The 24,404-nt window shown below is 62.1% G+C and carries 21 protein-coding genes; 8 read left to right on the forward strand and 13 right to left on the reverse strand.

Going from position 1 to position 24,404, the window contains the following annotated elements; genetic code table 11:
• The first annotated feature begins 21 nt into the window (after positions 1-21).
• The 3 genes from SGN16_RS14840 to SGN16_RS14850 all read left to right on the forward strand — a co-directional run bounded on the left by SGN16_RS14840 (position 22) and on the right by SGN16_RS14850 (position 1,769).
• Positions 22-591 carry a TetR/AcrR family transcriptional regulator gene (locus SGN16_RS14840; protein WP_335945477.1) on the forward strand — a complete coding sequence of 190 codons (570 nt, stop codon included), beginning with the start codon at positions 22-24 and terminating at the stop codon, positions 589-591.
• A gap of 56 nt (positions 592-647) precedes the next feature.
• On the forward strand, positions 648-1,127 hold the full coding sequence (locus SGN16_RS14845; RefSeq protein ID WP_335945478.1) for a nuclear transport factor 2 family protein: 480 nt from the start codon (positions 648-650) through the stop codon (positions 1,125-1,127).
• A 240-nt stretch (positions 1,128-1,367) separates the two neighbouring features.
• Complete coding sequence (locus tag SGN16_RS14850; protein WP_335945479.1) at positions 1,368-1,769, forward strand: hypothetical protein; 402 nt, start codon at positions 1,368-1,370, stop codon at positions 1,767-1,769.
• Between the two features lie 3 nt (positions 1,770-1,772).
• On the opposite strand, the gene SGN16_RS14855 is transcribed toward SGN16_RS14850, so the two are convergent.
• From SGN16_RS14855 to SGN16_RS14915, 13 genes are all read right to left on the reverse strand, one after another.
• Positions 1,773-2,396 carry an RraA family protein gene (locus tag SGN16_RS14855; protein ID WP_335945480.1) on the reverse strand — a complete coding sequence of 208 codons (624 nt, stop codon included), beginning with the start codon at positions 2,394-2,396 and terminating at the stop codon, positions 1,773-1,775.
• Positions 2,393-3,214, reverse strand: coding sequence for an IucA/IucC family C-terminal-domain containing protein (locus tag SGN16_RS14860; protein WP_335945481.1), 822 nt, complete (start codon positions 3,212-3,214; stop codon positions 2,393-2,395). The genes SGN16_RS14855 and SGN16_RS14860 overlap by 4 nt, the downstream gene beginning before the upstream one ends.
• 4 nt (positions 3,215-3,218) lie before the next feature.
• Positions 3,219-5,090 carry an IucA/IucC family protein gene (locus tag SGN16_RS14865; protein WP_335945482.1) on the reverse strand — a complete coding sequence of 624 codons (1,872 nt, stop codon included), beginning with the start codon at positions 5,088-5,090 and terminating at the stop codon, positions 3,219-3,221.
• 6 nt (positions 5,091-5,096) lie between these two features.
• Positions 5,097-5,870 (reverse strand): aldolase/citrate lyase family protein, encoded by a 774-nt coding sequence (locus SGN16_RS14870; RefSeq protein ID WP_210638787.1) that lies wholly within the window; start codon positions 5,868-5,870, stop codon positions 5,097-5,099.
• Positions 5,864-7,729, reverse strand: a complete 1,866-nt coding sequence (locus SGN16_RS14875) for an IucA/IucC family protein (RefSeq protein WP_335945483.1) — start codon at positions 7,727-7,729, stop codon at positions 5,864-5,866. The genes SGN16_RS14870 and SGN16_RS14875 overlap by 7 nt, the downstream gene beginning before the upstream one ends.
• Before the next feature lie 16 nt (positions 7,730-7,745).
• Positions 7,746-9,152: a DHA2 family efflux MFS transporter permease subunit gene (locus tag SGN16_RS14880; protein ID WP_335945484.1), complete on the reverse strand. Its 1,407-nt coding sequence runs from the start codon at positions 9,150-9,152 to the stop codon at positions 7,746-7,748.
• Positions 9,149-10,360 (reverse strand): type III PLP-dependent enzyme, encoded by a 1,212-nt coding sequence (locus SGN16_RS14885; RefSeq protein WP_335945485.1) that lies wholly within the window; start codon positions 10,358-10,360, stop codon positions 9,149-9,151. The genes SGN16_RS14880 and SGN16_RS14885 overlap by 4 nt, the downstream gene beginning before the upstream one ends.
• A complete protein-coding gene (locus SGN16_RS14890) occupies positions 10,353-12,137 on the reverse strand; it encodes an IucA/IucC family protein (RefSeq protein ID WP_335945486.1) in 1,785 nt (594 codons plus the stop codon). The genes SGN16_RS14885 and SGN16_RS14890 overlap by 8 nt, the downstream gene beginning before the upstream one ends.
• A gap of 170 nt (positions 12,138-12,307) precedes the next feature.
• Positions 12,308-13,684, reverse strand: a complete 1,377-nt coding sequence (locus tag SGN16_RS14895; protein ID WP_335945487.1) for a diaminobutyrate--2-oxoglutarate transaminase — start codon at positions 13,682-13,684, stop codon at positions 12,308-12,310.
• A gap of 321 nt (positions 13,685-14,005) precedes the next feature.
• Positions 14,006-16,438, reverse strand: a complete 2,433-nt coding sequence (locus SGN16_RS14900) for a TonB-dependent receptor (protein WP_335945488.1) — start codon at positions 16,436-16,438, stop codon at positions 14,006-14,008.
• A gap of 67 nt (positions 16,439-16,505) precedes the next feature.
• The gene (locus tag SGN16_RS14905) at positions 16,506-17,450 is read right to left on the reverse strand and encodes a FecR domain-containing protein (protein WP_335945554.1); all 945 of its coding nucleotides are present in this window, start codon (positions 17,448-17,450) and stop codon (positions 16,506-16,508) included.
• On the reverse strand, positions 17,450-17,959 hold the full coding sequence (locus SGN16_RS14910; RefSeq protein WP_210638794.1) for a sigma-70 family RNA polymerase sigma factor: 510 nt from the start codon (positions 17,957-17,959) through the stop codon (positions 17,450-17,452). The genes SGN16_RS14905 and SGN16_RS14910 overlap by 1 nt, the downstream gene beginning before the upstream one ends.
• A 173-nt stretch (positions 17,960-18,132) precedes the next feature.
• Entirely contained in the window at positions 18,133-18,654 is a 522-nt protein-coding gene (locus SGN16_RS14915) for an SgcJ/EcaC family oxidoreductase (protein WP_210638795.1), read from the reverse strand.
• Between the two features lie 175 nt (positions 18,655-18,829).
• Here SGN16_RS14915 and SGN16_RS14920 point away from each other — a divergent pair, with 175 nt between their 5' ends.
• Genes SGN16_RS14920 through SGN16_RS14940 form a run of 5 tightly spaced genes read left to right on the forward strand, consistent with a single transcriptional unit; the run spans position 18,830 to position 24,378 of the window.
• Positions 18,830-20,014, forward strand: a complete 1,185-nt coding sequence (locus SGN16_RS14920) for a sensor histidine kinase (protein ID WP_210638796.1) — start codon at positions 18,830-18,832, stop codon at positions 20,012-20,014.
• A complete protein-coding gene (locus SGN16_RS14925) occupies positions 20,011-20,679 on the forward strand; it encodes a response regulator transcription factor (RefSeq protein WP_210638797.1) in 669 nt (222 codons plus the stop codon). Before SGN16_RS14920 ends, SGN16_RS14925 begins: the two co-directional genes overlap by 4 nt.
• On the forward strand, positions 20,676-22,988 hold the full coding sequence (locus SGN16_RS14930) for an ATP-binding protein (RefSeq protein ID WP_210638798.1): 2,313 nt from the start codon (positions 20,676-20,678) through the stop codon (positions 22,986-22,988). The genes SGN16_RS14925 and SGN16_RS14930 overlap by 4 nt, the downstream gene beginning before the upstream one ends.
• Positions 22,985-23,452, forward strand: coding sequence for a response regulator (locus tag SGN16_RS14935; protein ID WP_210638799.1), 468 nt, complete (start codon positions 22,985-22,987; stop codon positions 23,450-23,452). Before SGN16_RS14930 ends, SGN16_RS14935 begins: the two co-directional genes overlap by 4 nt.
• Before the next feature lie 29 nt (positions 23,453-23,481).
• Complete coding sequence (locus SGN16_RS14940) at positions 23,482-24,378, forward strand: helix-turn-helix domain-containing protein (RefSeq protein ID WP_335945489.1); 897 nt, start codon at positions 23,482-23,484, stop codon at positions 24,376-24,378.
• Positions 24,379-24,404: the final 26 nt, after the last annotated feature.

Below are 24,404 nucleotides of genomic sequence, written 5' to 3' on the forward strand. Positions count from 1 at the left end.
GATCATTCTACTGTAATAAACATGAACGAAATCACTAGCAATGAAACCCGAGACATCATCCTCGATGTCGCCGAAAAGTTGATCTATAAAAGTGGCATCGCCGCCACCGGCATGGACCTTCTGGTAAAAACCGCCGGCGTCTCCAGGAAAAGCGTCTACCGCTACTTTGCCAACAAGGACGACCTGATCGTGGCGGCCCTCAAGCGCCGTGACGAACGTTGGATGCACTGGTTCAGCAGCGAGGTCGACAAGGCCCCGACGCCAGCGGCACGCTTGCTCAACTTGTTCACCGTACTCAAGGGCTGGTTCGACAGCGAAGGCTTTCGCGGCTGCGCATTCATCAACACCAGTGGCGAAACCGGCGATCCGCAGGACCCGGTCCGCCAAGTGGCGAAGTTGCACAAACAGAAGTTGCTCGACTATGTCACCCGGCTGTGCTCGGACCAAGGTATCGATAACCCGCAAGCCATGGCCCGGCAGTTACTGATCCTGATCGATGGCGCCATTACCGTCGCGCTGGTCATGGGCGATCACAGTGCCGCTGATGACGCCCAAGACCTGCTCAGAACTTTGTTGGTTGAAGTTAGATAACAAACGCACTTCGTAAACCGCTGTACATATTGTCAATCACTCATTGGAGATTTGCCATGTCGTCCCCCGCTGAAGTTCGTCCACCCTTACCGCCATTCACCCGTGAATCGGCTATCGAGAAAGTTCGCTTGGCCGAGGATGGCTGGAACTCTCGAGACCCACAGCGGGTGTCCCTGGCCTATACGCTGGACACGCAATGGCGTAACCGCGCCGAATTCGCCCATAACCGCGAAGAGGCCAAGGCATTCCTGACTCGCAAATGGGCCAAGGAACTGGATTACCGGTTGATCAAGGAGCTCTGGGCCTTCACCGGCAACCGTATCGCCGTGCGCTACGCCTACGAATGGCACGACGATTCGGGCAACTGGTTCCGTTCCTATGGCAATGAGAACTGGGAATTTGACGAGCAGGGCCTGATGTCCAACCGCTATGCCTGCATCAATGACATGCCGATCAAGGAAGGCGAGCGCAAATTCCATTGGCCGTTGGGACGCCGGCCGGACGATCATCCGGGGTTGTCCGAGTTGGGGCTGTAAGCGATTCACCTGCGGGAGCGAGCTTGCTCGCGATGGCGACGGCAAATCCAACATGGAGGCAAGCTGACCCACCGCTATCGCGAGCAAGCTCGCTCCCACAGCAGAGCCGTGGCGCAAACAGCCGCGGCAGACCAGCGGCCACTCGCCAGGGTTGACCGACAAGACGCCAGGCATCACATTGCCTGGGTCAGCCGATAGCCTCAGAGGCAGCTTCGTTGTGTTGCAGACCTTGTGGAGCCCATGACCGCGTCGATTCCGATCCGCCCCCCCTGCCCGCCTGGCGTCTGTGATTGCGGGCGCGATGTGTTGCTGCAAACGCCCGGCAGCGACCTGCGCATCCTTTGTTTCAACCGCCAGGAAGAAAAGCGCCTGCTCGAACGGCTGGAAAACATCCAGAGCCTGGCCGAACTCGAACGGCTGCAGCAGCGGTTATACGAGAACCTGGGCATCCGCCTGACCGTCGAACCCGGCTACAACGAAGTACGCACCATGCGTGGCATCGCCATAGAATTCCAGGACCACCCCGGCCTGTGTCGCAAGATTCGCCAGACGATCCCGGCGGCCATCCGGCGTGGGCTGGAAAAACGCCCGGAAATCGCCTGGCGACTGCTGGACGCCCACGACCTGTTTCGCGACGCCTGACGGTCAGCGCGGCGCCTGGATACGTTGCAGGAATTCGGTCCGTTTCAGTTGATCGGCCTGCTCCTTGGCCAATACGTTTGGCAACAGGTCGATGGCCTGTTGCACGCTGAGGATAAACACCCCGTCGTCGTCGCCGAGCGCAATATCGCCGGCACGGACCGTGACACCCGAGACCTGAATCGGTTGGTTGACCTCGCCACCCAAGCCAAGGCTACGGGTCGTGAACGCGCTGACACTGCGACTGAACACTGGCAAGCGATGCGCGCGCAAGGCCACCACGTCAGTCACCGCGCCGCACACCACGACGCCGGCCAACCCCTTGATCAGCCCGGCCAGTGTCCGCAGCTCGCCCCAACAGGCACACTCGGGGTCACCCACGCATTCCACCACCAGCACATCCCCTGGCTCACTCAGCAACAACGCTTCACGCAGGATGCTGCCATCGGGGGTGAAGAGTTTTACCGTGACGACTTTGCCGACCATGCGCAGGTTGTCGAACAGCGGGCGGATACCGCGCAAATATCCGCTATCGGTGAAGTGCCCGACGGTGGACGCCGGGATGCTTTGGTATTGCGCCAGCAGCGCTTCGGTCAACCCGGTTCGCGGCGGCGCCATTGAATCATTCATGATTTCTTTCTCTTTCGCAGCAACGGGCAGGCCGAGCAGTATTCGACCGGGTTGCTGGCCTGGTAATAGAAACAGCAAGTACGCCGCAGGCGCCGACAGCCCAGGCCGTTTTCAAGCACCATGGGCGCGCGACGAAAATGCTGCAACGGGTTGTAGTCCAGACCGAACAACGCCGGGTCGGCCTGGTTCAGCAGCCAGTCGAAGTCAGCCTCGACACGGCGACGTGCACAAGGATCCTGGAGGCTGTCCATGCGCTTTTCATACAGCGAGTACACCCGCACTGCAGTGTTCTCCCAGAGAATGCGCCGGGAAATGCCGCTGACCTGGACAAAGAGCTCCCACAACGGTTTGAGCAACCCGGCGAACAGGTTGCTGACCTGGGTTTCGCGCCAGGCCTCGCGAGCGCCGTGAACGTAAGCCAGTGGTTCGAGATCCAGCAGCGGCAGCGACGAGGTCCAGAGCCCCTCGTCGTGGCCGTACTCGATGATGCAGTTATCCGGGGTCAGCCGCAGCCCCTTGTCACACGCCGACAGGGCATAGAGACAGGCACCGGTGGCGAGGAACGCAATCCGCTTGCTCAACAACGAAGCGGTAATCGCCCGCGACGGCGAGCCGAGAATCGGTGTCAGTTCATCCAACAACCGCAGGCATACCCCACCGTTCAACAGCTCTTGCGCCGCCAGGGAGCGCAGCGGATCGCGCGCCCCGGCCGGTTTGAGCCGCAAGGCGCCGCTGAGCACCGCCCATTCGCCAGCCGTGAACCCGCCAGGCAAATCAACGTTCGCCGGCTCAGCCCCGAGGCTGCTCCTGACCGCCATTCCCTCAAGCCTCCAGGAACAGCCGGCGGAACGGGTTGACCACCTCGCCCTTGCCGAACGGCATGCTGCCCGGCCCACCGGCGCGCTCGATCATCGGTGTGAGCAACAGTTTCTGTGGCCAGTTTGGCGCGTCGAACAGCTGGCGCTTGATCATCGCCCGAGCCTCGTCGTCGAAATCGATGGTTTCGATCAACTCGTCCAGTACTCCGCGCAGCGCCAACCACAGGCCGGCCACCGGGATCGAATAGACCTGCGCCAGGGTGTCCATGATCGCTCGCATGTTGACCTGGATGCCCAGGGTCTGTAGCCAGAACAGCAGGTCTTCCGGGCGATCGTGGTAGAGGGTATTGGCGTGGCCCTTCTTGATGCGGTACACCGGATCCGCCATGCCGTTGCGCTCCAGCCACGGCACGAAAATGCGCAGCGAATCATGGTCGCGCAGCAGCAAGCCATCGGCATGGCCGTCCTTCCAGACCAGCACCGCGTTCTGGCCATGGACTTCACCGAGCATGCCCAGGCGGAACATGCGCAGGTTGATGTCGAAGAAGCTGCGGGCCAGTTCGCGGAACAAGGTCAAGACCGATTCAGCGTCTACCGGCAAGTTGCGGTATTGCATCCAGTCATCGAAGAAATGCCGGTTACTACCGGGCAACGGCGTGCCCAGCGCAGCCATGGGTAGCAGGCGGGTGTCGGCGGCCTCGAGCAGCGCGCGTGGATAGCCTCGGACCATGGCCGACAGATGCCGTGGTGCTTCGTCGAACAGCGTGGCGTCCGGTGGCATGAATGCCCACCACTTGCCCTCGTCGCACAGGTGCAGTGACTGGCGCAGAGTGGCGTCCTTTTCCAGTACTTCGTGCAGCAAGGCTTCGCTCAGGCCGCCGTTGATCATCTTGACCGCCGGCAGGTAGCGGGACGCGCCCAGGGAATGAATCGCCATCGGCAGCTTGAGGTAATCGGCGCTGTTGAAGCACGGCGTCATGGAACGCAGGGACGAGGTGGCGAAGAAATCCCCTTCATTGAACTCCAGGCGCTGGCAGTCGCCCTTGGCGAACACCTCTGCCAATTGCTTGTCCAGTACGTGCTCCCATTGCCAAGGGTGGACCGGCAGCGCGACATGAGTGTCGGCCAGACCGCGTGCTTGCATTTCCTGACCGAGACGGGCATGCAGATCCGGCGGCAACAGGTAGTGCGCCGGATAACACTGCGCCAAGTCCCCCACGCCCTCGCCACATAGCAGCAAGGTGCGATCCACCGCCACCCAGTTCAAGGCCACCGGGCGGGCGAATTCGGCCTGGTAGCGGCGATATTCTTCATCGTCGAGACCTTGCTTGGCCTTCGCCAACGGGTGGTACGGACGGTCACGCAGCGATGCCCATTGCTCCATGGTGCGGAAAAAGGTCGCAGGATCCTGGGCCATCAGACCCTGGTCATCGACGGCGTGGGACAAGGACAACGCCGTTTGCTTAACGCTGGTGTGCAACACGTCGAGAAACAGAGCCAGGCCCTTGTCATTGTCTTGGAAGCGCTCGCTCATCGAGCCGAACACCCGCTTCATGAAGTCCTCCGGGGACAGGACGGTCCATTGCTCGTCTTGGCGCGCGAGCACCGGCGTACCCGGGACCTTTTCCCATTGCTGGGTTATACCGGGACGCAGGGCAATGCTGATGAAGCGCTGTTCGACCGGGTCGCAGCACCACTCCCAGATGTACTGTCCGGTCAAGGTCGGGGCGTATGGATGGGCGCGCTGCCAGTCAGCATCGCTCACCAGGGGCAAGGGTTCGCTGCCGAAGAACTGTTCGGCCAGCAGGCAGTCCACCAGGTCCTGCATGACGATGTTGGTCGCTTGGCTCATGGCCTGTGGGGTCGCAGTAGTCATCTTGATTCATTGTCCTTCTGAAGAAAGTGTGGCCAAGCGGCCCTGGAGAGCGCGGAACGCAATGCCGCGTTCGTCGCCCAGCACAAAGGTATTCACCCCGCGGCCACGCCAGCGGGCGTGATCGTCGGGTTGGCGGGGAATCGCGCAATACGGCACGCCAGCGCTGCGGGCGGCCTGCCAGGTGTCGAGCAAGGCCTGCTGCACCGCGGGCTCGTTGATCTGCCAGGGCGTTCCCAGGGATTGCGACAGGTCGGCCGCGCCTTCGAGGATCATGTCCAGCCCGGGCACGGCGGCAATGTCCGCCGCCCGCCGTACGCCCTCGGCGCTTTCGATCATCGCCACCACCATGATTTGCTCGTTGGCCCGGCCCACGTACTCGGCAAGGCTGTACTTACCAAACGAACCCGGGCGCCCGGCATTCAGGCTACGTCGACCCAACGGATGGTATTTGCACGCGGCAATCGCCTCGGCCAGTTGCTCCGGGCTTTCGATCATCGGCAACACGATGCCCTGGGCCCCGCCATCGAGCAGGCGCAACAGGGTTTTCGGGTTCAGGTCCGCGACCCGCACCAGCGGCGTGATGGCATAGGCCTCGGCCATGCGGATCATGTGCTCCACCGTTTCCGGATTGATCAGCACGTGCTCCATATCGATGATCACGAAGTCGTAGCCGGCCTCGGCGATCAGCTCGATCGCCATCGCCGACGGGATCGAACTGATCAGGCCATAGGCGGCCTGCCCCGCGCCGAGTCTGAGTTTCAGTTGATTGGTTCTCAGCATGGTTGCGGCCTGAATGCATGCAGGGGGTTGGGCACCGACTTGAAGCGCCGCTCACCGTCGCCCAGCAGGCGGCGCTTGGTGAGCTCCTCCACTTCATAGGCTGGTGCGAACACATCGAACAGGGCAAAGCGCTCGCGGTGTTGTGGGTGCGCTGCTTGATAAGCGCAGATGACCTCGGCAGTCATCTGCCAGAAACGGCTTTCATCCAGCTGATAATGCTGGTGCAGGAAAATCGCCATTTCCGCCAGGCAGATGAAGAAGAAACAGTCGCAGGAGAAGTCGCGTACCGCATTGACGTCATCGGTGAGGATGAACGAGTTGCGGTTCAACCGGGCATGGCTGGCGGGCAGCGGCACCAGGGTCGGGCACAGTTCAGGGCGTGCCAGATGCGCCGGGGAATAACGTACACCGTCATGGAAATCCTTGAGGGCAATGCGTTGCGGCCAACCATCCTTGACGATCAGCACGATGTTCTGGCCGTGGGATTCCATGCCGATGCCTTCGGCGTACAACATATGGATGATCGGCGGCACCGTGACTTCCAGCAGGCGTTGGGTCCAGGCCTGCAAGCCGTACTGGACGATCCAGGCGTCGATGAAGGGCGACTGTTCGCCCTGGCCGTAGCGGTTTTCCACGTGGCTGAGGCCATTGAACGGCACGGCCTGCTCACCGGGCTTGAGGTAGCCGTGGATGCTCTCGCGCCAGATGGCCCCCAGGGTGCCGTAGGCTTGGGACGCGCGGCTGGCCGGCAGATGGTCGTAGCTGAAGCTGACCCCGGCCACCTCTCCCAGGATCACGAAATCCAGGGCGCGAGCAGTACTGTCAGTGGCGATCAGTTGCTGCAGCCAGTCGGTGATGATCGGGCCGTTCATCACCGTGTGCCGCGCCAGGATCCGCGTACTGGACGTGTTGGTCATGCTCATCGCCAGCTTCACATACGGGCGCTCGGGCGCGCTGGCGTTGGCCAGGGTACGGATCGATTGCTGGGCCTTGTACTGATCATCGGAAACACCGAGGTGAATCAGCTCGCCACTGATCAGTTCGGGGTAAAAGTTCGGGACAATGGTGTTTTCCCACTGCCACGGATGGACCGGGATCAGCCAATAATCTTCCGGCGACTGGCGGCGACTTTCGAGGACGGTGGCCAGTTGTTGCAGGCGACTCTCCCCCGCTTCCTGGCGGATGAACGCCATGAAATCCATTTTGCTGGAATGGTTCATTGCCCCGCAGGACTTCGCCACGGCCAACCAGACGACGGCAATGGGAGCGGCGAATTCCGGCCCGTAGCGAGTGTTGTCCTGCAAGGAAAAACCGATCCGCGACTTGTAGCACGGGTGGTAACTGTGGGCGTCCATGAAGTGCTGCTCCAGCGCGTCCACGTCCAACAGGTGCGCCGCACGTGGCGCGCTGTAGCCCTGGCTGCGGGCTTGCAGGTCCTTGAGTTGGGTCTGTTCCAATTCCTGGATGAACCGCGGCAAGTGGGCGCTACCCTCGAATTCGCCGAGCAGTTCGGCCAGGGCCTGGTGCAGGTTCGGCGCCTGGGTTTGGCCCGAAGCCTCCACGCGCTCAAGGCTGGCATGGTCCAGGCGGACCAGTTCGAAACTGCTGCTACGCAGGCCGTTGCAGCGGTATTGCACCGGTTGCCGATCCGCATCACGGCCTTGCACGATGAAGCGATACAGGCCGTCGCCAAGCGGTTGGCACTGGTACGCCAGCACGTCTTCATACAGCAGGGTTTGCAGCAACTGGCCCACGACACGCCGCTGGACACGTCGGCAGACGTCGGCATCGACACGCGCCAGCCAGGCACCCGGGCTTGAGGTGGAGGTCGTATGCGGGGCTTTTTCAAAAATCGTCATGGGAATTCCTTATCGATTAACGTTGTTCGAGGGCAATGGGCGACGGCTCGGCCGCCCGTTCGGGCACGGGGAAACGCCAGGCACTGGGCAAGGCCAGCAGAATCAGGACACCGGTGGCGATAAACACCTCGCTGATGGCCGCCGAGGTGTGCAGCGCAGAGCCAGGCTCGACACCCAGGCGCATTTCCAGCCAGAGCGAGGCGATCACGATGGCCAACGACGACACGAGGCGCCGGGAGATGTTGTTCATGGCCGCGCCCTGGGTGACCATCGGTTCTGGCAAGGCATTGAGGCCGGCGGTGGTGACCGGCATGTAGGAAAGCCCCAACCCGGCACCGCGTACCATCATCAGTACGAACACCGTAGTGATGGTGGTCTGCGACGTGAGCATGCCCAGGGCCAGGGTCGCCGCACCGGTCAGCAACATGCCCAGCGACACCACGGCCCGCGGCCCGTGCCGGTCCAGCCACTTGCCGCCGAGCTGGCCGAACAGGCTGGCGAACAGCGCGGTGCACAGCAGCGCCAGACCGGTCCAGATGGCGCTGTAGCCCAGCACCATCTGCACCAGCAACGGCACCAATACCAGGCACTCGAACATGCCCACCGATTGCACCACGGCGATGATCACGCTCAAGCGATAACCGCGCAGGGCGAAAATCCGTAGGTTGAGCAACGGCGCCGGGTGACTCAGTTCCACCCGCACAAAAGCGATCAGGCACAACACGCCGGCCACCAGCATGGCGAGGTTGAGCGGATCGACCAGGCCGCCGGCATGATGCAGGCGACTGGTGGCAACCATCAGTAAGCCAATGCCCCCGGCAATCAGCAGATACCCGGCAAAATCGAAGGGCTTGCGTTCAGGCGGTTCGGACGCCGGCAGCACGCCGAGGCCCAAGACCAAGGCCAACAGGCCGATAGGCACGTTCATCAGGAACAGCGAGCGCCAGCTGAACCACTCCAGCAGCAGACTGCCGCACAACGGCCCCACCGCCGGGGCAAGCATTACCGCCGCGCCCCACAGCCCCGTCACCCGGCCCCGTTCGTCCTTGGCATACACCGAAAAAATGATCGCCAGCGACAGCGGGATCATCAGGCCGCTGGCGATCCCCTGGATCACCCGCGCGGCAATCACCACGGCAATGGAGTCGGCCAGGGCCCCCAGCAGCGAGCCACCAATGAACAGCGCCACACCCCACAGATACAGGCGTTTTCGGCCGACCCGCTGACTGAGGAAACTGGTCAGCGGCATGGTCATGCCCATGGCGGTCATGAAGCCTGCGACAATCCAGGTCGCCATCAGCGGGCCGATGGCGAAAGCACTCATGAACGCCGGCAACGCCGGGTTTAGAGAACTATTGTTCAGGCTGACCGTGAGCGTGCCCAGCAGGACATTGATCACCACCCAATGGCGCGGCACCTTCACAGCAACTCACCCGGCGCCGTAGCGCTGACGAAGTGCTGCGCCGGGCGTGGATGGCACAAAAAGTCCGCGTGGGAGATGTTGTAGCCATAGGCGCCAGCCATCGGCAGCACCAACAGGTCACCCACCTCGACGCCTTGCAATTGGCAACCACGGCTCAGCACATCCTTGGGGGTGCACAGCTGGCCGACGACGGTCCAGGTTTTCGCGCTGTCCGGCTGCGGCTTGCGCCGGTGCGGCAAATGCATGACCGGATGATCGTGGCTCTGGGCCGCCGGCAGACGGAACTGGTGGGTGCCGCCTCGGCAGACCAGGAAGTGCTCGCCGTGGCTGGTCTTGGTGTCCAGCACCTCGATCACGTAGTAGCCGCAGAACGCACTGATGAAACGCCCCGGCTCGAAACGCACCACGGGCGGTTGTTCATGGGCGGCCAGGGATTGGCCCAGGTGCCGGCACAAACGCGGCCAGTCAAACCGTTGCCCGCTGAGGTAGTCGACGCCGATGCCACCGCCGACATTCAGGTGCGTCGGTTGCTCGGTTCCGGTTGCCAGCGCCTTCCATTCGCTCCAGCGTTGCAGGTAGAAATCCAGCAGTTGTTCGTGACGCTCCACCGAGTTCTGGTGGGACATCGCATGCACATGAAACCCCTTGAGGGTCAGGTGACTGAAGGCCTGCACCCGTCGAACCGCTTCGGGCAGTTCCGCTTCATCGATGCCGAATGGCGTCGCCGTGCCGGCCATCGCCAGCTTGCTGGACAGCGTGGAAGGCAGTTGCGGGTTGATGCGGATGAACACCGGTTGAACCCGCCCGGCCTGTTGCGCCAGGCGTTGCAAGCGGTCGATTTCATTGAGGCTTTCCAGATGAATCGCCTCCACCTGATTCGCCAGGGCAGCGCGCAGGTCAGAGTCGAGTTTGCCAGGGCCGGAGAACACGTAGGGTTTACGGGTAGGGCAAGCCACCACCCGGTCGATTTCCCCGCCGGAAGAAATCTCGAATCCACTGACCAGAGGCGCCAATGCCTTGAGCATCGGCGCTTCGCTGTTGGCCTTGATCGCGTAATACAACTCCACACCGGCGGGCAGCGCGGCCATGACCTCGCCGACGTGCTGGGTCAGCGCGTCCAAATCGTAGACGAACAACGCCAGTGGATCTTCGTGCTGACGGCGCGCGCCGTCGATGGCGGCCATGACGGTTTCTGGCAGGTCAGGCATAACGTGCCTCCTCGGCCCAAGGCGAGCGCAGGTTGACGTAGCCGGCCTGGCGATCGGCCTTGGCGGCCAGGCGCACCTTCAGGTTGGTCTTGCAGGCGATGGGTTCGCCAGCGATCAGCGCGTCCAGCTCCGGCGCAGGCCTCACCAGTTCTCCACGGATGCTGCGCAGTTGTTGCTCAACCCGTTGCCACATCAACGGCGCCAGGTGCGCACGTTCCCAACTCAGGGCCAGCACCGCCTCGGACAGGTTGTTGATCAGCAGGCAGTAACTGATGCGGCTCCAGCCTTGCTCGCGGGTATAGAGCAACGATTGGCGCACGCGCGGATGCAGGCCGATATCGATACCGGACATGCCCAGTTCATCGGTGAGCTTGACTCCTTCGAAATCCCGCAGCAGCAGTTGCTGTGGCTGGCCGTTGTCATGGATCAGCACGCTGTTTTGCAGGTGCGGCTCCATCACCACGCCATGATTGAAGAACAGCGCCAGCACCGGGCGCAGCAATAGCGCCTGATAGCGGTCGAACCAGTTCAGCAACTGTTCGTCTGCCAGAGGTTGGCCGTTGAAGCCTTGGAGGAATTCATGGACCAGCGGTTGGGAATGAATGTCCCGGGCGAAGAGCGTGCCGGCCATCACGCTGACATCGGCACCGGAACGACGGCAGAAGTTCTCCCGCAGGATGGCGCCGGTCTGTTCGCGAAACCAATGGCTGTCGGTTTCGCTGGCGTGTTTCGGCGCCCAGCTCAATGAACCCGGCTCGGCCACGGTGGACAAGCCTCCCAGGGTTTGCGGCTGGGTCTGCTGCAGACGCTGGAACAACTGGTCGATGATCAAGGTGCTTTCCAGCTCGTACCAGGCATTTTTGCGCACGCAATTGGTGATGCGTACGTTCAGCGAACCCTTGATGAAATAGTCATGGCCTTCGATGTACCAGGTGCGCATGGAGGCTGTCGGGCTGGCGAGCGCGCCCGTGGGCCCGAGGTCCCGTAGCTCGCCCAGCTCCAGCAGGTGTTGCACCCGACGGTCCTGCACGAATAACTGCGCCTGGACCGGGTGCAAACAGATGATCGCCCTGCCCGGTGCCGCACGGCTTTGATCGGCGAAACCGGCCAGTACTTGCTCCTCGCTCAGCCCGTTGGCGGAGATGCGTAGCCCTTCGCGCGGCACTTCAAACAGGTGCAGGGCTGTGCGCGCCTGGAATTCCGGCGCGTAGGTTTCCTGGGCCAGGTGGGCCGGCCAGAGTCGCGCCTTGGGAGCCGGATGGTTGGGGTGGCCGAACCACAGCCCTTGTTCGCTGGCCAGGTAGTTACTCAGCGGCGCAGGGCCCTCGCCATCCATATTGTGGGCGACAATGGCGGCGGTCAGAGACTGGCTTTGCAGCACCTGATCCAGCAGCTCGTCGTTGCTGGCACGGGTCATGTCTTCACAGGCGCTGAGCAATTGCGCAACGAATTCGGGGAACGCCAGGCTGGACCACGGCGCATCGCCCTGACGGGCATACACATCGGAAAGGTAGCGGTGGCTGCCGAGCCGGTCGCGGCGATCCACCATCACGAAGAACTGTTGGCCGTTGGGCAGGCCGATGGTCAGGGGAATACCCTTGCATTGCAGCCCTTCCAGATAACTTCCTGGCGCGATACCGCTCATTTCTTGCGGCCAGTTATAACGCAGGCAATTTTCCGGCAGCGCGAACTCTTTGATCAGGCAATTGAGCAAGGCGCGCGTGCTCGCCAGTTCGCTGACACGGTTGGATAGAACAGTACGATCGGGATATTGCATAGTTGCTCCTCGTAACCGCTGGGTTACGGATGACTTCATGTCTGGGCAAGTTCAAATAGCATTCAACGAAACAATAGGTGCCCGCCCTCCCATTATCGGGAAGTGTTTAACGTTGCTTATTAAGTGACTGATAAGGCTTACATCGTCACGCCCATATTCGGGCAGTGGTTTTAACCGCGTTCTTGCAAGAGCGCTGCCTTCACGGCCTTTTCAAATCGATCGATCGCGAGGGCGCATTGCTCGTCATCGATAATCAACGGCGGCAATAACCGAATTACGTTGCCCTGGCGTCCGCCGCGCTCAAGCAACAGCCCATGGTCGAAGCAGTGTTTCTGGATGGCGACTGCCAGGGTCGGATCGCCCGGGAAGCTGTTCAGGCGATCAGGCGCCTGGCGCTCGTCGACGATCTCGATACCCAGCATCAACCCGCGACCACGCACCTGGCCGAGGGCCGGGAAGCGTTGCTGCAGCTGGATCAATTGGCTCTTGAGCCACTGCCCACGGCGCTCGGCCTGGGCCGGAAGGTTTTGTTGCTGCAGGGCGTTAAGCGTCGCCAGGCCCGTGGCCATTGCCATCTGGTTGCCACGAAAGGTGCCGGTGTGGGCGCCTGGCTCCCAGGCGTCGAACTGACGCTTGATACCCAGCAATGCCAGCGGCAATCCACCGCCAACGGCTTTGGACATGACGATGATGTCCGGCTCGATCCCGGCATGCTCGAAGGCGAACATCTTGCCGGTGCGGCCGAAACCGGCCTGGACTTCGTCGACAATCAGCACGATGCCGTACTGTTGCGTGACCTCACGGATGCGGCGCAACCATTGGACTGGCGCGCAGTTGACACCGCCCTCGCCCTGCACCGCTTCCAGAATCACCGCGGCAGGCAGCGAGACACCGCTTTCCACGTCGGCGATGAACTGGGTGAAGTAGTGGCTCAGCGCTTCGACACCGGCTTCGCCGCCGATGCCCAGCGGGCAACGATATTCGTGGGGGTACGGCATGAATTGCACGCCCGGCATCAAGGACGCAACGGCGTTCTTGGGCCCGGTGTTACCGGTCACCGCCAGGGCGCCGTGGGTCATGCCATGGTAGCCGCCGCTGAAGCTGATGATGTTGCTGCGCCCCGTGACGGTCTTGGCCAGCTTGAGCGCTGCCTCCACCGCGTCCGCCCCCGACGGGCCACAGAACTGCAGGCAATAGTCACGCCCCTGCCCGGGCAGAAGGCTCAACAGCTTTTCGCTGAAGGCGTCCTTCTGTGGCGTGGTCAAGTCCAAGGTATGCATGGGCATGCCCGAGCTCATGAAATGATCGATGCTGGCAATGATGTCTGCATGGTTATGCCCCAACGCCAGGGTGCCAGCACCGGCCAGGCAATCGAGGTAGGTCTTGCCTTCCACATCCGTCACCCATACGCCATGGGCCTTGGCGATGGCCAAGGGCAACTTGCGCGGATAACTGCGAACATTGGATTCGAAGCGGCCCTGGCGGCTCAGATAATGAGCATTGTCTTTCTGCAAGGAATCGATGCGCAAAACGTTTTCATTCAGCATGAGGTAATCAACCCTGATAAGTCCCGACATGCAAATTATTATCATTCACGAATTACTGCAACAAGTAATCGCAAATAAAATCATGTCTGTGACGGAGTCGATATTAGTTAATTGACAGGCAGGAAAAATCCGCCGGATAAATAACGGATTAATAATAGTGACACATCGAAAGAGGCGCTTTGATATCAGCGCAGTGCGGGCTATAAGTTAAATTTTATATCGGTTTATTGACTCCGTTAATTGCAAAGTAATATCAGCCAATATCAAAACGACAGTGCTTATTAATAACAAACAGCTCCTTCCATGGAGCTGACGATCGGTTTAGAAGTCGACGGTGGCCGACAGCAGGTAGGTTCGCGGGGTTGCCAGCGTCAAGCCAGGCTCGCTGTCATCCGAGGCCCCGGCCGAACTCCAGTAGCGCTTGTCCGCTACGTTCTCGACATTGGCGCGTAGGGTGATGTGCTTTTCATCCACTTTAAATCCATAGCGCGCTCCTACGTCGAGCCGCACCCAGGAATCTATTTCCTTGACGTTGGACTGGTCCAGATACTGCGAGCTGGAGTAAATACCACGGCTCGTCAGGGTCAGCCCCTCGACAGTCGGAACATCCCATTCCGCGCCCAGGTTGACGTTGTACTTCGGCGTCGCGGGCGCGCGATTGCCGTCGAAAGTGCCATTGGTCGTGTTGGTCAGCTTGCTGTCGATGTACATCACACCGCCGAGCAAACGGGTACCCTTGATAGGTTCACCAAATGCGCTCAGTTCAACACCGGTGTTTTCGCGCTTGCCGTTCGGGCCAAAGACGCGTCTCGCGGGATCTGTCTCGTCGATCGCATAGGCTGGCTGCTTAATCCGGAACAGCGCGGCAGTCAATGCGACCGCACCCGCGTCATATTTGGCACCGACCTCGACTGAACGACTGATGAACGGTGGGAAAATTTCGTCCTCATTTCTCGTGTTCGTCGGCGCGATCTTGCCCTGGCTCAGGCCTTCCATGTAGTTGGCATACAGCGACAGCTTATCGGTGGCCTTGAACAGGATGCCGCCCGATGGCGAAACCTTTTCTTCGTCGTAGGCAGTGGGGCCCTTGACGCCATCCGACCAATCGTCAACCTCCACTCGCTGCCAGCGGGCGCCAAGGGTCAGCAGCAGCCGGTCATCAAAAAAGCCCAATGTGTCCGACAACGCTACGCCACTAAAGTGGTTCTCGGTATAGACCTTCGGATCTGACCGGGTGATAACGCTCGGAGTCGGTGTTTCCACCGGGTCATACAGGTTGCTGTTGGACTGCCCATAGCGAGCGCCGCCGTTGGTGAAGTCCATGTAGAAATAGCTGGCGGCCAGGTTGACCTCATGGCTTACCGGGCCGGTATGGAACCAGTTGCGCACCCCGGCGTTGGCCGTCCGGACATTCTCGTCACGGGTGAAATCACGGGGCTGAACGCGGAAGTCTCCTGCCTCATTGAGGACCGAAACGGCATGCCGGAGGAACTCATGATTACTTTTGCGCGCCCCCACGCCGCCGTACAGCATGACGGAATCGTTGACGTCGTATTCGGCATTCACCGTGCCGAAAGTATCCTTGGTGCGCGCCTTGCTCCAAGGCTGCGCATAGTTGCGATCGACATCGCTGGCATGCGGCACTGGCGCGGCGGCGGCAACCTGGACGCGCTCCTGCGGCGCGTCGGTATCCCGTTCGGTGCGCCCGATATCGGTCGAGATCCGCAAGCGTTCGCCGCGAAAGTCCAGGCCCAGCACGGCCATTTCGCGATCCACGCTCTGATGATCCCATTCGGTGTCGCCAGATTGTTTTACCCCATTGAAGCGAATACCGAACTTGTTGTCCTCACCAAAACGCCGGCCCACGTCCACGGCGCCACCCACTTGGCTATCGGATGCATAGCTACCGGTGAACGAGGTGATGGGCTTGTCGGTCGCTCGCTTGGGCACCACGTTGATCCCACCGCCCACGCTACCGCGCGGTGAGATGCCGTTGATGAGCTGGGTCGGCCCCTTGAGGATATCGACGCGGTCGGCCATCTCCATGTCGATCGTGTAGGTAGGCAGGACACCGTAGAGGCCGTTGTAGGCGACATCACTGTTGAACAGGCTCAACCCGCGAATGGTGAACTGCTCATAACGGCCGCCCGCCGGGTTGGTGGCGCGAACGGACGGGTCGCTGGCGATCAGGTCGCCCAGGGTGCGAGCCTGCTGGTTCTTGACCGTCTCGCTGGTGTAGGTGGTCATGCTGAACGGCGTTTCCATGAAGTCCCGCGAGCCCAGCAGGCCTTGAGAACCGCGGCGCGCGACCTGGCCGCCGGCATACGCCTCGCTGTCTGTCGAGGCCGTGGCGCCGAGAATCGACGTAGGGGCCAGTTGCAAGGAGCCGCCTTCTGGCGCGGGGGTCAAGATGTATGCCTGTTCGCCCACCGGTTGAAGCTGCAGGCCGGAGCCCTGCAACAGGCGGGAAAACCCCTCCTCCACCCCATATTCGCCCGACAACCCGGCGCTGTTACGCCCGCTTACCAGGGCCGGGTCGACCGACAGGTTGACACCCGCCAGCCCGGCGAACCGGGTCAGCGCGGCGCTGAGGCTGCCAGCCGGCACCTGATAGCTGCGTCGGGCAGCGTCTTCGGCCTGGCTGGATGAGATGAAGAATGGACTGGCGCTCAGGCTCAGCAAGAGACTCAGGTTCAACAGCGGACGCCAGCCGGCAAGGGCCGGGCGAAAACGCAAAGGTACTACTGCAGACATTAGAAGGCGCTCTCATTTTTGTTCAGTTGCCTTGAATGACAAGCGAGACAAAAAAAGGGGACAGGCTTCACGCAATATTTTTGCGAAGCCTTAACGTGACCCAGTAACGGGTGCGTGTCTGCACGTCCAGCGGCAGGCTGGCCGAGAGCAACGCGAGGATTCGATCGGTGTTTTCCAGCCGGAAGCTGCCAGTGACTCGAAGGGATTCCAGGGGGTCGTCCCAGCGCAATACACCCGGGCGATAACGGCTCAGTTCGCGGAGAAAATCCCCCAACGGCTGGTTCTGAGCCACCAGCACCCCGTCACGCCAACCCGGTTGCGCCACGTCGAAGGTGCTCACCGGCCCCGCCCCCGCCGCCTGTAGGCTGACTTGCTGGCCCGGGTCCAGCGACAGCAGCGGCCCACGCAACGGCTGCAACTGCGCTGAGCCGCTGACCACCGACACCCGGCAACTGCGTTCGCTCAGGCGTACACAGACTTCACCGCGACTGATCGTGATGAGCCCATAGGGCGCTTGAATCGCCAATGGCGTGGCCCCCGAGACCTTGAGGGCCATCTCACCTTGCACCAGCACCAGTCGCCGGGCCCTGAGGTCCAGGTCTACTGCGCTGTCGGTGTTCAACTGCAGGGTGCTGCCATCGACCAGCGACCAGCGTCGTTGTTCGCCAGTCGCGGTGCGCAGGTCGGCGCGCCAGGCCTCCAGCGGTAGCTCGCGCCCCAACAACCATGCGGCCGGCACCAGCGTGGCGACGCCCAATGCGCGCTTGAGCACGGCACGGCGAGCCATTGCCGGACGGTCCAGCGTCGCCATCCCAAGGGATGGCGGCACCCCGGCAAAGCGCTGACGCAGGCGCTGGGCTTTTTGCCAGGCGGCTTCGTGCTGAGCACTGCTTTCGCGCCACTGTTGCAAGCCGGCGGAGTCGAATTCGTCCCCGTTGAACTCCATCAAGGCCAACCAGCGCGCAGCCGCCCGTGCTACTTCGCGGGCTTCGGGTGAAGGAGCCGGGCGAATCAAAAGTCCACCAACAGGCAATGCTCATAGGCCTGGGCCATGTAGCGCTTGATGGTGCGCTCGGACACCTGCAGGCGCTCGGCGATTTCACGGTAGCCCAAGCCTTCGAGCTGGCTCCACAAAAAGGCCCGCCGAACCAGGGGCGGCAGGCCATCGAGCAACTCGTCCAGCGCTTGCAGGGTTTCGAGCAGCAGCCAGCGCTGCTCCGGAGACGGCACACTGTCTTCGGGCAGGCTCGCCAAAGCGTCGAGGTAGGCCTGCTCCAGGTTGCGCCGGGTGTAGAAGTTGCTCAGCAGGCGCTTGCCGACCGTCAACAGATAGGCACGAGGTTCCTGCAGGTCAGCCAACTGCTGAGAGCTGGACAGTACGCGCAGGAACGTATCCTGGCGCAGGTCCGCCGCATCCCAGGCATTGCCCATGCGCCGCCTCAACCAACCTTCCAGCCAGCCGCCGTGGTCACGGTACAACGCGTGTAGGGAGTGCTCCGTCGGCGTAGCTGCGTCAAACATGTCAAGAAGCCCTGCGCAAGGAATGTCTTAAATGAGACTGATTCTAATTAATGTTCGCAGGCTAATCCAAGCTCTTTATGCAGGGAATGTGTAAATACGCTGGTGGCCTATGGCTTTGGGAGCCGTTCGAGGGAGCTTGCGCAGCCAAGCTCCCTCCCCCACAAGGCGTGATCTCAATGACTGGCGTGCAGTGCTTTCGGCACTTCAGGCATCGCCGAAGAATGGTGGTTGATGATCTTCCACTGGCCGTCGAGGCGCTCATAGAGGAAGGTGTAGCGCGCCTGGACGTCCCGCTTGGAACCGTCGGCATTGGTGAGTGTGAAGGTGTAGACACCACTGTCCATCGCCGCGTCGGGCCCCAGGTGGCGGATCTCACGGTAGTTGATCTGCCCCACCGGCTTACCCGCCAGGAAGTGTTGGAAATAATCCTCGATCTGCGCGGGTGTGTTGCGCACCTTGTTGGAAACAGTCGGTTGCAAAATCGCGTCCGGGGCATAGAGGCTGGTCACCGCGCTGGCGCTGCCGGTTTGCAGCGCCGCGTTCCAACGGTCGAACAGCGCAGCGATCTCGCGGTCATTTACGTTCTTTGGCTGCTCGGCCACGGTGCGATACACGTAGGGCGTGGCCTCAATCCCATGGACGAATGGCGTGGTCAGCAGGAAAAAAGCAGCAATGGCGCAGGTTTTCATTTTCATCGAAGCGTTCCTTTGGGTTTCAATGAGGCCACTTTGCCGGCTCGCGCAGTCTTCGCCATCGGCCAACCGGTGCCGATCGCCTATGCCGTTTGGCAGATAGGCCCGCTGTCAACGGCACGCTCTAATGACGCCACCACAAACCCGGACCGGTCCCCTTCCATGCTGGAGCCCCCCCATGCAAAGCCCACCCCATGACCCCGGCAGCGCCCTGGCTATCCGCACCCAGTATCGCCAGTCGCAAAGCCGTGCCGCGCGCCTGCGCCTGCTGTTGGGCACCGGCCATGAACTGACGCAGTTGCCTTTGTCGGCGATGCGTCAGCGCGCGGTGCAACGGGCCTGCGCATTCATGGCCATGGACCATGGCCTGTTGCTGGAGTGGGCGGCAGACACGACTTTTCGCACCATCGCCAGCCATGGCAACCGCGAACGGCTCGATCTGCTTGCCAGCCTGGCTGAGCCACCGTCAGCCGAGCCGCAATGGCTGGAAGATCCCGGCAGCGCCCTGCCCCAGGTCTTGCGCGTGCCGTTGCGTGGTTCCGACGGCGCGGTGTTCGGGGCTTTGTTGCTGGGCAACAGCGTGGCCTTGGGCACGCCGGACAACGAAGACATTGAGTCACTGCAACTGCTGGCGACCCTGCTGGCGGCCCATCTGGAAAACAGTCGCCTGCTCGAAGCGCTGCAGGCCCGCGAACGTACCATGTCCGAGCTGGTCCACCGACTGTTCAGCGCTCAGGAAGATGAGCGCAAGCGAGTGGCCTACGACCTGCACGATGGCCTGGCACAGAATCTGGCCGGCCTGCATCAGCGCCTACAGGGCTTCGCCGGCCGCTGCCCGCCCCTGCCACCGGAACTGGCGAATGACTTGCAGGCCATTCTCGATCTCGCCCGGGGTTGTGTCGGTGAAGGCCGGCAGTTGATTGGCGGCCTGCGCCCCCACGCCCTGGATGATTTCGGCCTGTACAAAGCCGTCGACAAGGAAGCCGATCGCCTGCGCGACATGGGCCTGACGGTGGACTGGACCGAACACAGCGCCGCACGCCTGCCGGGGAACACGGAAATTGCCCTGTTCCGCATTGCCCAGGAAGGCATCAACAATATTCTCAAGCACGCCCGGGCCAGCCATGTGCGCCTGGGGCTGGCGGTGAGCGACGACCGGGCCTCGCTGCGAGTCGAAGACAATGGCCGTGGCTTTGCCCTGGAACAACCCATAGAGACCAACGGCACCTGTCACCTGGGCCTGGCGGCCATGCAGGAACGTGCCAGCCTGCTGGGCGGCCACCTGAGCTGTTTCAGTCAACCCGATGGCGGCACTCGCCTGCTGGCCAGCGTGCCCCTACCTACCCATGGAACACACCCATGACGCCGCCTTTACGCCTGCTGTTGGCCGATGATCACGAAGTCACGCGCACCGGATTCATCAGCATGCTGGCCGGCAACCCAGGGTTCGAAGTCGTCGGCCAGGCCAGTGACGGCCAGGAAGCCCTCGACTTGTGTGAACGATTGCAACCGGACATCGCCATTCTCGACATCCGTATGCCAGTGCTCAACGGCCTGGGGGCGGCGCGTATCCTCCAGCAGCGCCAGCCTGCGATAAAAGTGGTGATCTTCACCATGGACGACAGCCCTGACCATCTGGAAGCCGCCATCGCTGCGGGGGCGGTCGGTTATCTGCTCAAGGATGCCAGCCGCGATGAAGTGCTGGACGCACTCAAACGGGTCGCCCAGGGTGAAGAGGCCCTGAACAGTTCGGTCAGCGCGCGCCTGCTGCGACGCATGGCCGAGCGCAGTACCAGCGGCGCCACCCAGGTCCAGGCCCTGACAGCACGCGAACGCCAGGTGCTGGGGCTGGTGGCCGGAGGCTTCAGCAACCGTGAGATCGGCGAAAAACTCGGCATTGCCCCCGGCACCGCCAAGGCCCACGTGGAGCGAGTCATCGGCAAGCTGGGGGCCGCCGACCGGACCCAGGCCGCCGTGCGCGGTGTCGCCCTGGGACTGGTGGCCCAACCCAGCGGGCAATGGCCATGAGATTCCTCGCCGCCCGCCGCTGGGCCGACCTGCCATTGCGAGGCAAGGCACTGGTGGTGATTTCCCTGCCACTGGTGGTCCTGTTGCTGTCGCTGGTGCTGATCTACATCACCGAACGCCAGACCGCCCGGGCCGAAGAAGACGTGCGCCGGGTTCTACTGGTCCAGGGCGATATCCAGACCGTGCATACCCTGCTGGCCGAGGCCGCAGCGAGCGTGCGCGGCTATCTGCTGACCCGGCGCGAGGACTTCCTGCCCAGCTACGAACAGGCCACGCCGCTGATCAAGGCAGCGTTGCAACGGTTGGACCACAACATTCGCGACGCCAGGATGCGCGAGCACCTCAAGACCATCACCCCGTTGATCGCCGACAAACTCGACGGATTGCTCGCATTGCGCAACGGCAAGGCCGGGGACACCGAGGCCGTCACCGCGATCCTGATCGAAAACAAACAAGTGCTGGATGTGTTGCGCGAGCAGATCAGCGCCATGCGAGTCCGCGAGGACGCCCTGCTTGCCGACCGCAGTGCCGCCGCCTCGTCCACACGCATGCGGTTGTTGTTCGCCACTCTGCTGGCCGCAGTGTGCGGGCTGTTCGGGGCGATTGTGGCGGTGCTGTTCCTCTCCAAGGGCATTGTCGCCCGGGTCCAACAGGTGCAAGGCAATGCCCAGCGCCTGGCCTTGGGCCAACCCTTGTTGCCACAACCGCCGGAGCAAGACGAAATCGGCCAACTCGGCACTCGCCTGGTGGAGGCTGGGCAACTGCTTGCCGAGCGCGAGCGAGCCCTGCGCGATAACGAAGAACGCTTGCGGCTGATCATCGATGGCGTCAAGGACTACGGGATTTTCGCGCTGGATGCCCGGGGCTACGTGACCACCTGGAACGCCGGTGCCGAACGGATCAAGGGCTACACCGAGCAGGAAATCCTTGGCCGGCATTTTTCCCTGTTCTACCTGGCGGAGGAATGCCCCGCGCACCCGGACATGGCCTTGCGTGAGGCGACCCGCGATGGCCATTACATGGAGGAAGGCTGGCGTTGTCGCAAGGACGGCAGCCGCTTTTGGGCCAGCGTGGTCATCACCGCTCAATACGACAGTACCGGGGCCCTGCGCGGTTTTTCCAAGATCACCCGCGACATCACCGACCGGCGCGCCGCCGAGATCGCCCTGCGCACCGCACGGGAAGAGGCGGAAAGCGCCAGCCGGGCCAAGAGTGAGTTTCTCTCGCGTATGAGTCACGAACTGCGCACGCCGTTGAATGCCATCCTCGGGTTCGCGCAACTGCTGGACATGGACTCCACCGCAGGCCAACGGCCCCAGGTCAGTCACATCCTGCGCGCCGGCCAGCACCTGCTGGCGTTGATCAACGAGGTGTTGGACATCGCCAGGATCGAGGCCGGGCGCCTGCCGCTGAACATCGAGCCGATCGCCCTGTCGACGGTGTTGCACGAAGCCCTGACGCTGGTATCGCCCATGGCCACCGATGCCGGGATTCACCTGGCCGACCTGCCGCCGCTGCCTGAGGGCAGCGGCGTACTTGCCGATCGCCAGCGTCTGGTGCAGGTCTTGCTCAACCTGTTGTCCAACGCCATCAAGTACAACCGGCCCGGCGGTGAAGTACGCATTGAAGTCAGCGTCCAGGCCCGGCACGTGAGCATCGCCGTCAGTGATACCGGGCATGGCATCGCCCTCGAACAGCTGGATCAACTGTTCAAACCCTTCGAACGCCTGGGCGCCGATCCCCAGGTCGAAGGCACTGGCCTTGGGTTGTCCCTGAGCAAGAGCCTGCTGGAGATGATGCAGGGCAGCCTTCAGGTCCACAGTGAACCCGGGCAAGGTTGCCGCTTCACCTTGCAGTTACCCGGCACCCAGGTAGCCGGCAGCCATTTGCCGCCCGCAGCGCCCCTCATGGTGACGCGCGCGCCTGTCGAATATCACGGCAAAGTGCTGTGTATCGAAGACAACCTGTCGAGCCTGGCACTGATCGAAACCCTGATGCAGCGGCGCCCGGGCATCCAACTGTTGTCGAGCATGCAGGGCCAGATGGGCCTGGACCTGGCTCGCCAGCACGCGCCGCAACTGATCCTGCTGGACGTGACCCTGCCGGACCTGGACGGCCTGGAAGTATTGCAGCGCCTGCGCCACTCCCCGGCCACCGCCGCGACGCCGGTGCTGATGATCACCGCCGACGCCAGCGACCTGACTCACCGTACCCTGCACGACGCCGGTGCCACGGCGATCCTGACCAAACCCATTCATATCCAGGCCTTTTTGCGCCACCTCGAGCACTATCTACCGGAGCCCGCATGAATCGCGATTTGCGCATCCTGATCGTCGACGATCAGCGCCCCAACCTGGACCTGATGGAACAACTGCTGGCCCGCGAAGGACTGCACAATGTGCTGAGCAGCACCGAGCCCTTGCGTACCCTCGACCTGTTCAACAGCTTCGAACCGGACCTGGTCATCCTCGACCTGCACATGCCGGCGTTCGACGGCTTCGCCGTGCTGGAACAACTCAATCGACGCATTCCCGCCAACGATTACCTGCCGATCCTGGTACTGACCGCCGACGCCACCCGCGACACCCGCCTGCGTGCCTTGGCCCTAGGTGCCCGGGACTTCATCAGCAAACCCCTGGATGCACTGGAAACGATGCTGCGCGTCTGGAACCTGCTGGAAACCCGAGCGCTCTATAAGGCGTTGCGCGAGTTGATTCCTTCCCAGCAGATCGAACTGTTGCGTCAGCATCGGCCAGCCGCCGATCCGGTCTAGCCTGGCGGCAGTCATTGAGAGAGTCGAGTATGGACGTCATCCAGCGAACATCGGCAACCGGCTTGCAAGCGTACATTCGCGGCGAGCGCCTGGCGACGTCCGACGGGGTGTCAGCGAAGGATGTCCTGGTTGAGATTTTTGTCCGCGAGCGCACGGAAGAACGCGTGATCGTGCCTGCGGTGGCCGAACCGTTGCTCGTCTGGGTCTTGTCCGGCGAAGCCGTTGTCCAGGAGCGCAGCGAAAATGAGGCCTGGGCAGCGAGCTCGGTACGGCGTGGCGATTTTTTCCTGACCGCGTCCCCTGCGCCCTATGAAATGCGCTGGCAAGCCAGCGGTACCGAGCCATTCGTGGTCATGCACGTTTACCTGGGGTTATCGCTGCTGGAGCGCGCCGTGGCCGAAACCGGCGGCAGTGGTGCGATCCGTCTGCGGGAAGTCTCGGGTGGCCGGGATGACGTGCTTTCGGCCTTGCTGGAGCAGATTCACGTGGAGCTGGCCCGACGCGACGAAACCAGCGCGTTACTGATCCAGGGCGTGGCGCAATGTCTGGCGGTGCACCTGGCACGTCATTACCTGGATGCCGAAGCCGAGGACGTGTCCGGGCGCAATGCCCTGCCCGCCTTCAAGCTCAAGCGGGTCATCCAGCTAATGGAACGACGGCTGGCCGAAAGCTTCAGTCTTGGCGACCTGGCGCAAGCCGCCGGCATGAGCGAATACCACTTCAGCCGCCTGTTCAAACGCGCCACGGGGCGTTCGCCTTCACAGTACTTCATCCAGCTGAGAATGGCCCGGGCCCGACAACTGCTGATCGAAACCGAGCGCAGCATCATCGATATCGGCCTGGAAGTCGGGTATGGCAGTGCCAGTCATTTTTCCCAGATATTTCGTCGTGAGGTCGGAGTTGCGCCGAGTCATTACCGCAGGTGAAGCGAACACCAAAATTGTGGCGAGGG

The organism is Pseudomonas sp. G166 (genome assembly GCF_037027455.2).
Classification (GTDB): Bacteria; Pseudomonadota; Gammaproteobacteria; order Pseudomonadales; family Pseudomonadaceae; genus Aquipseudomonas.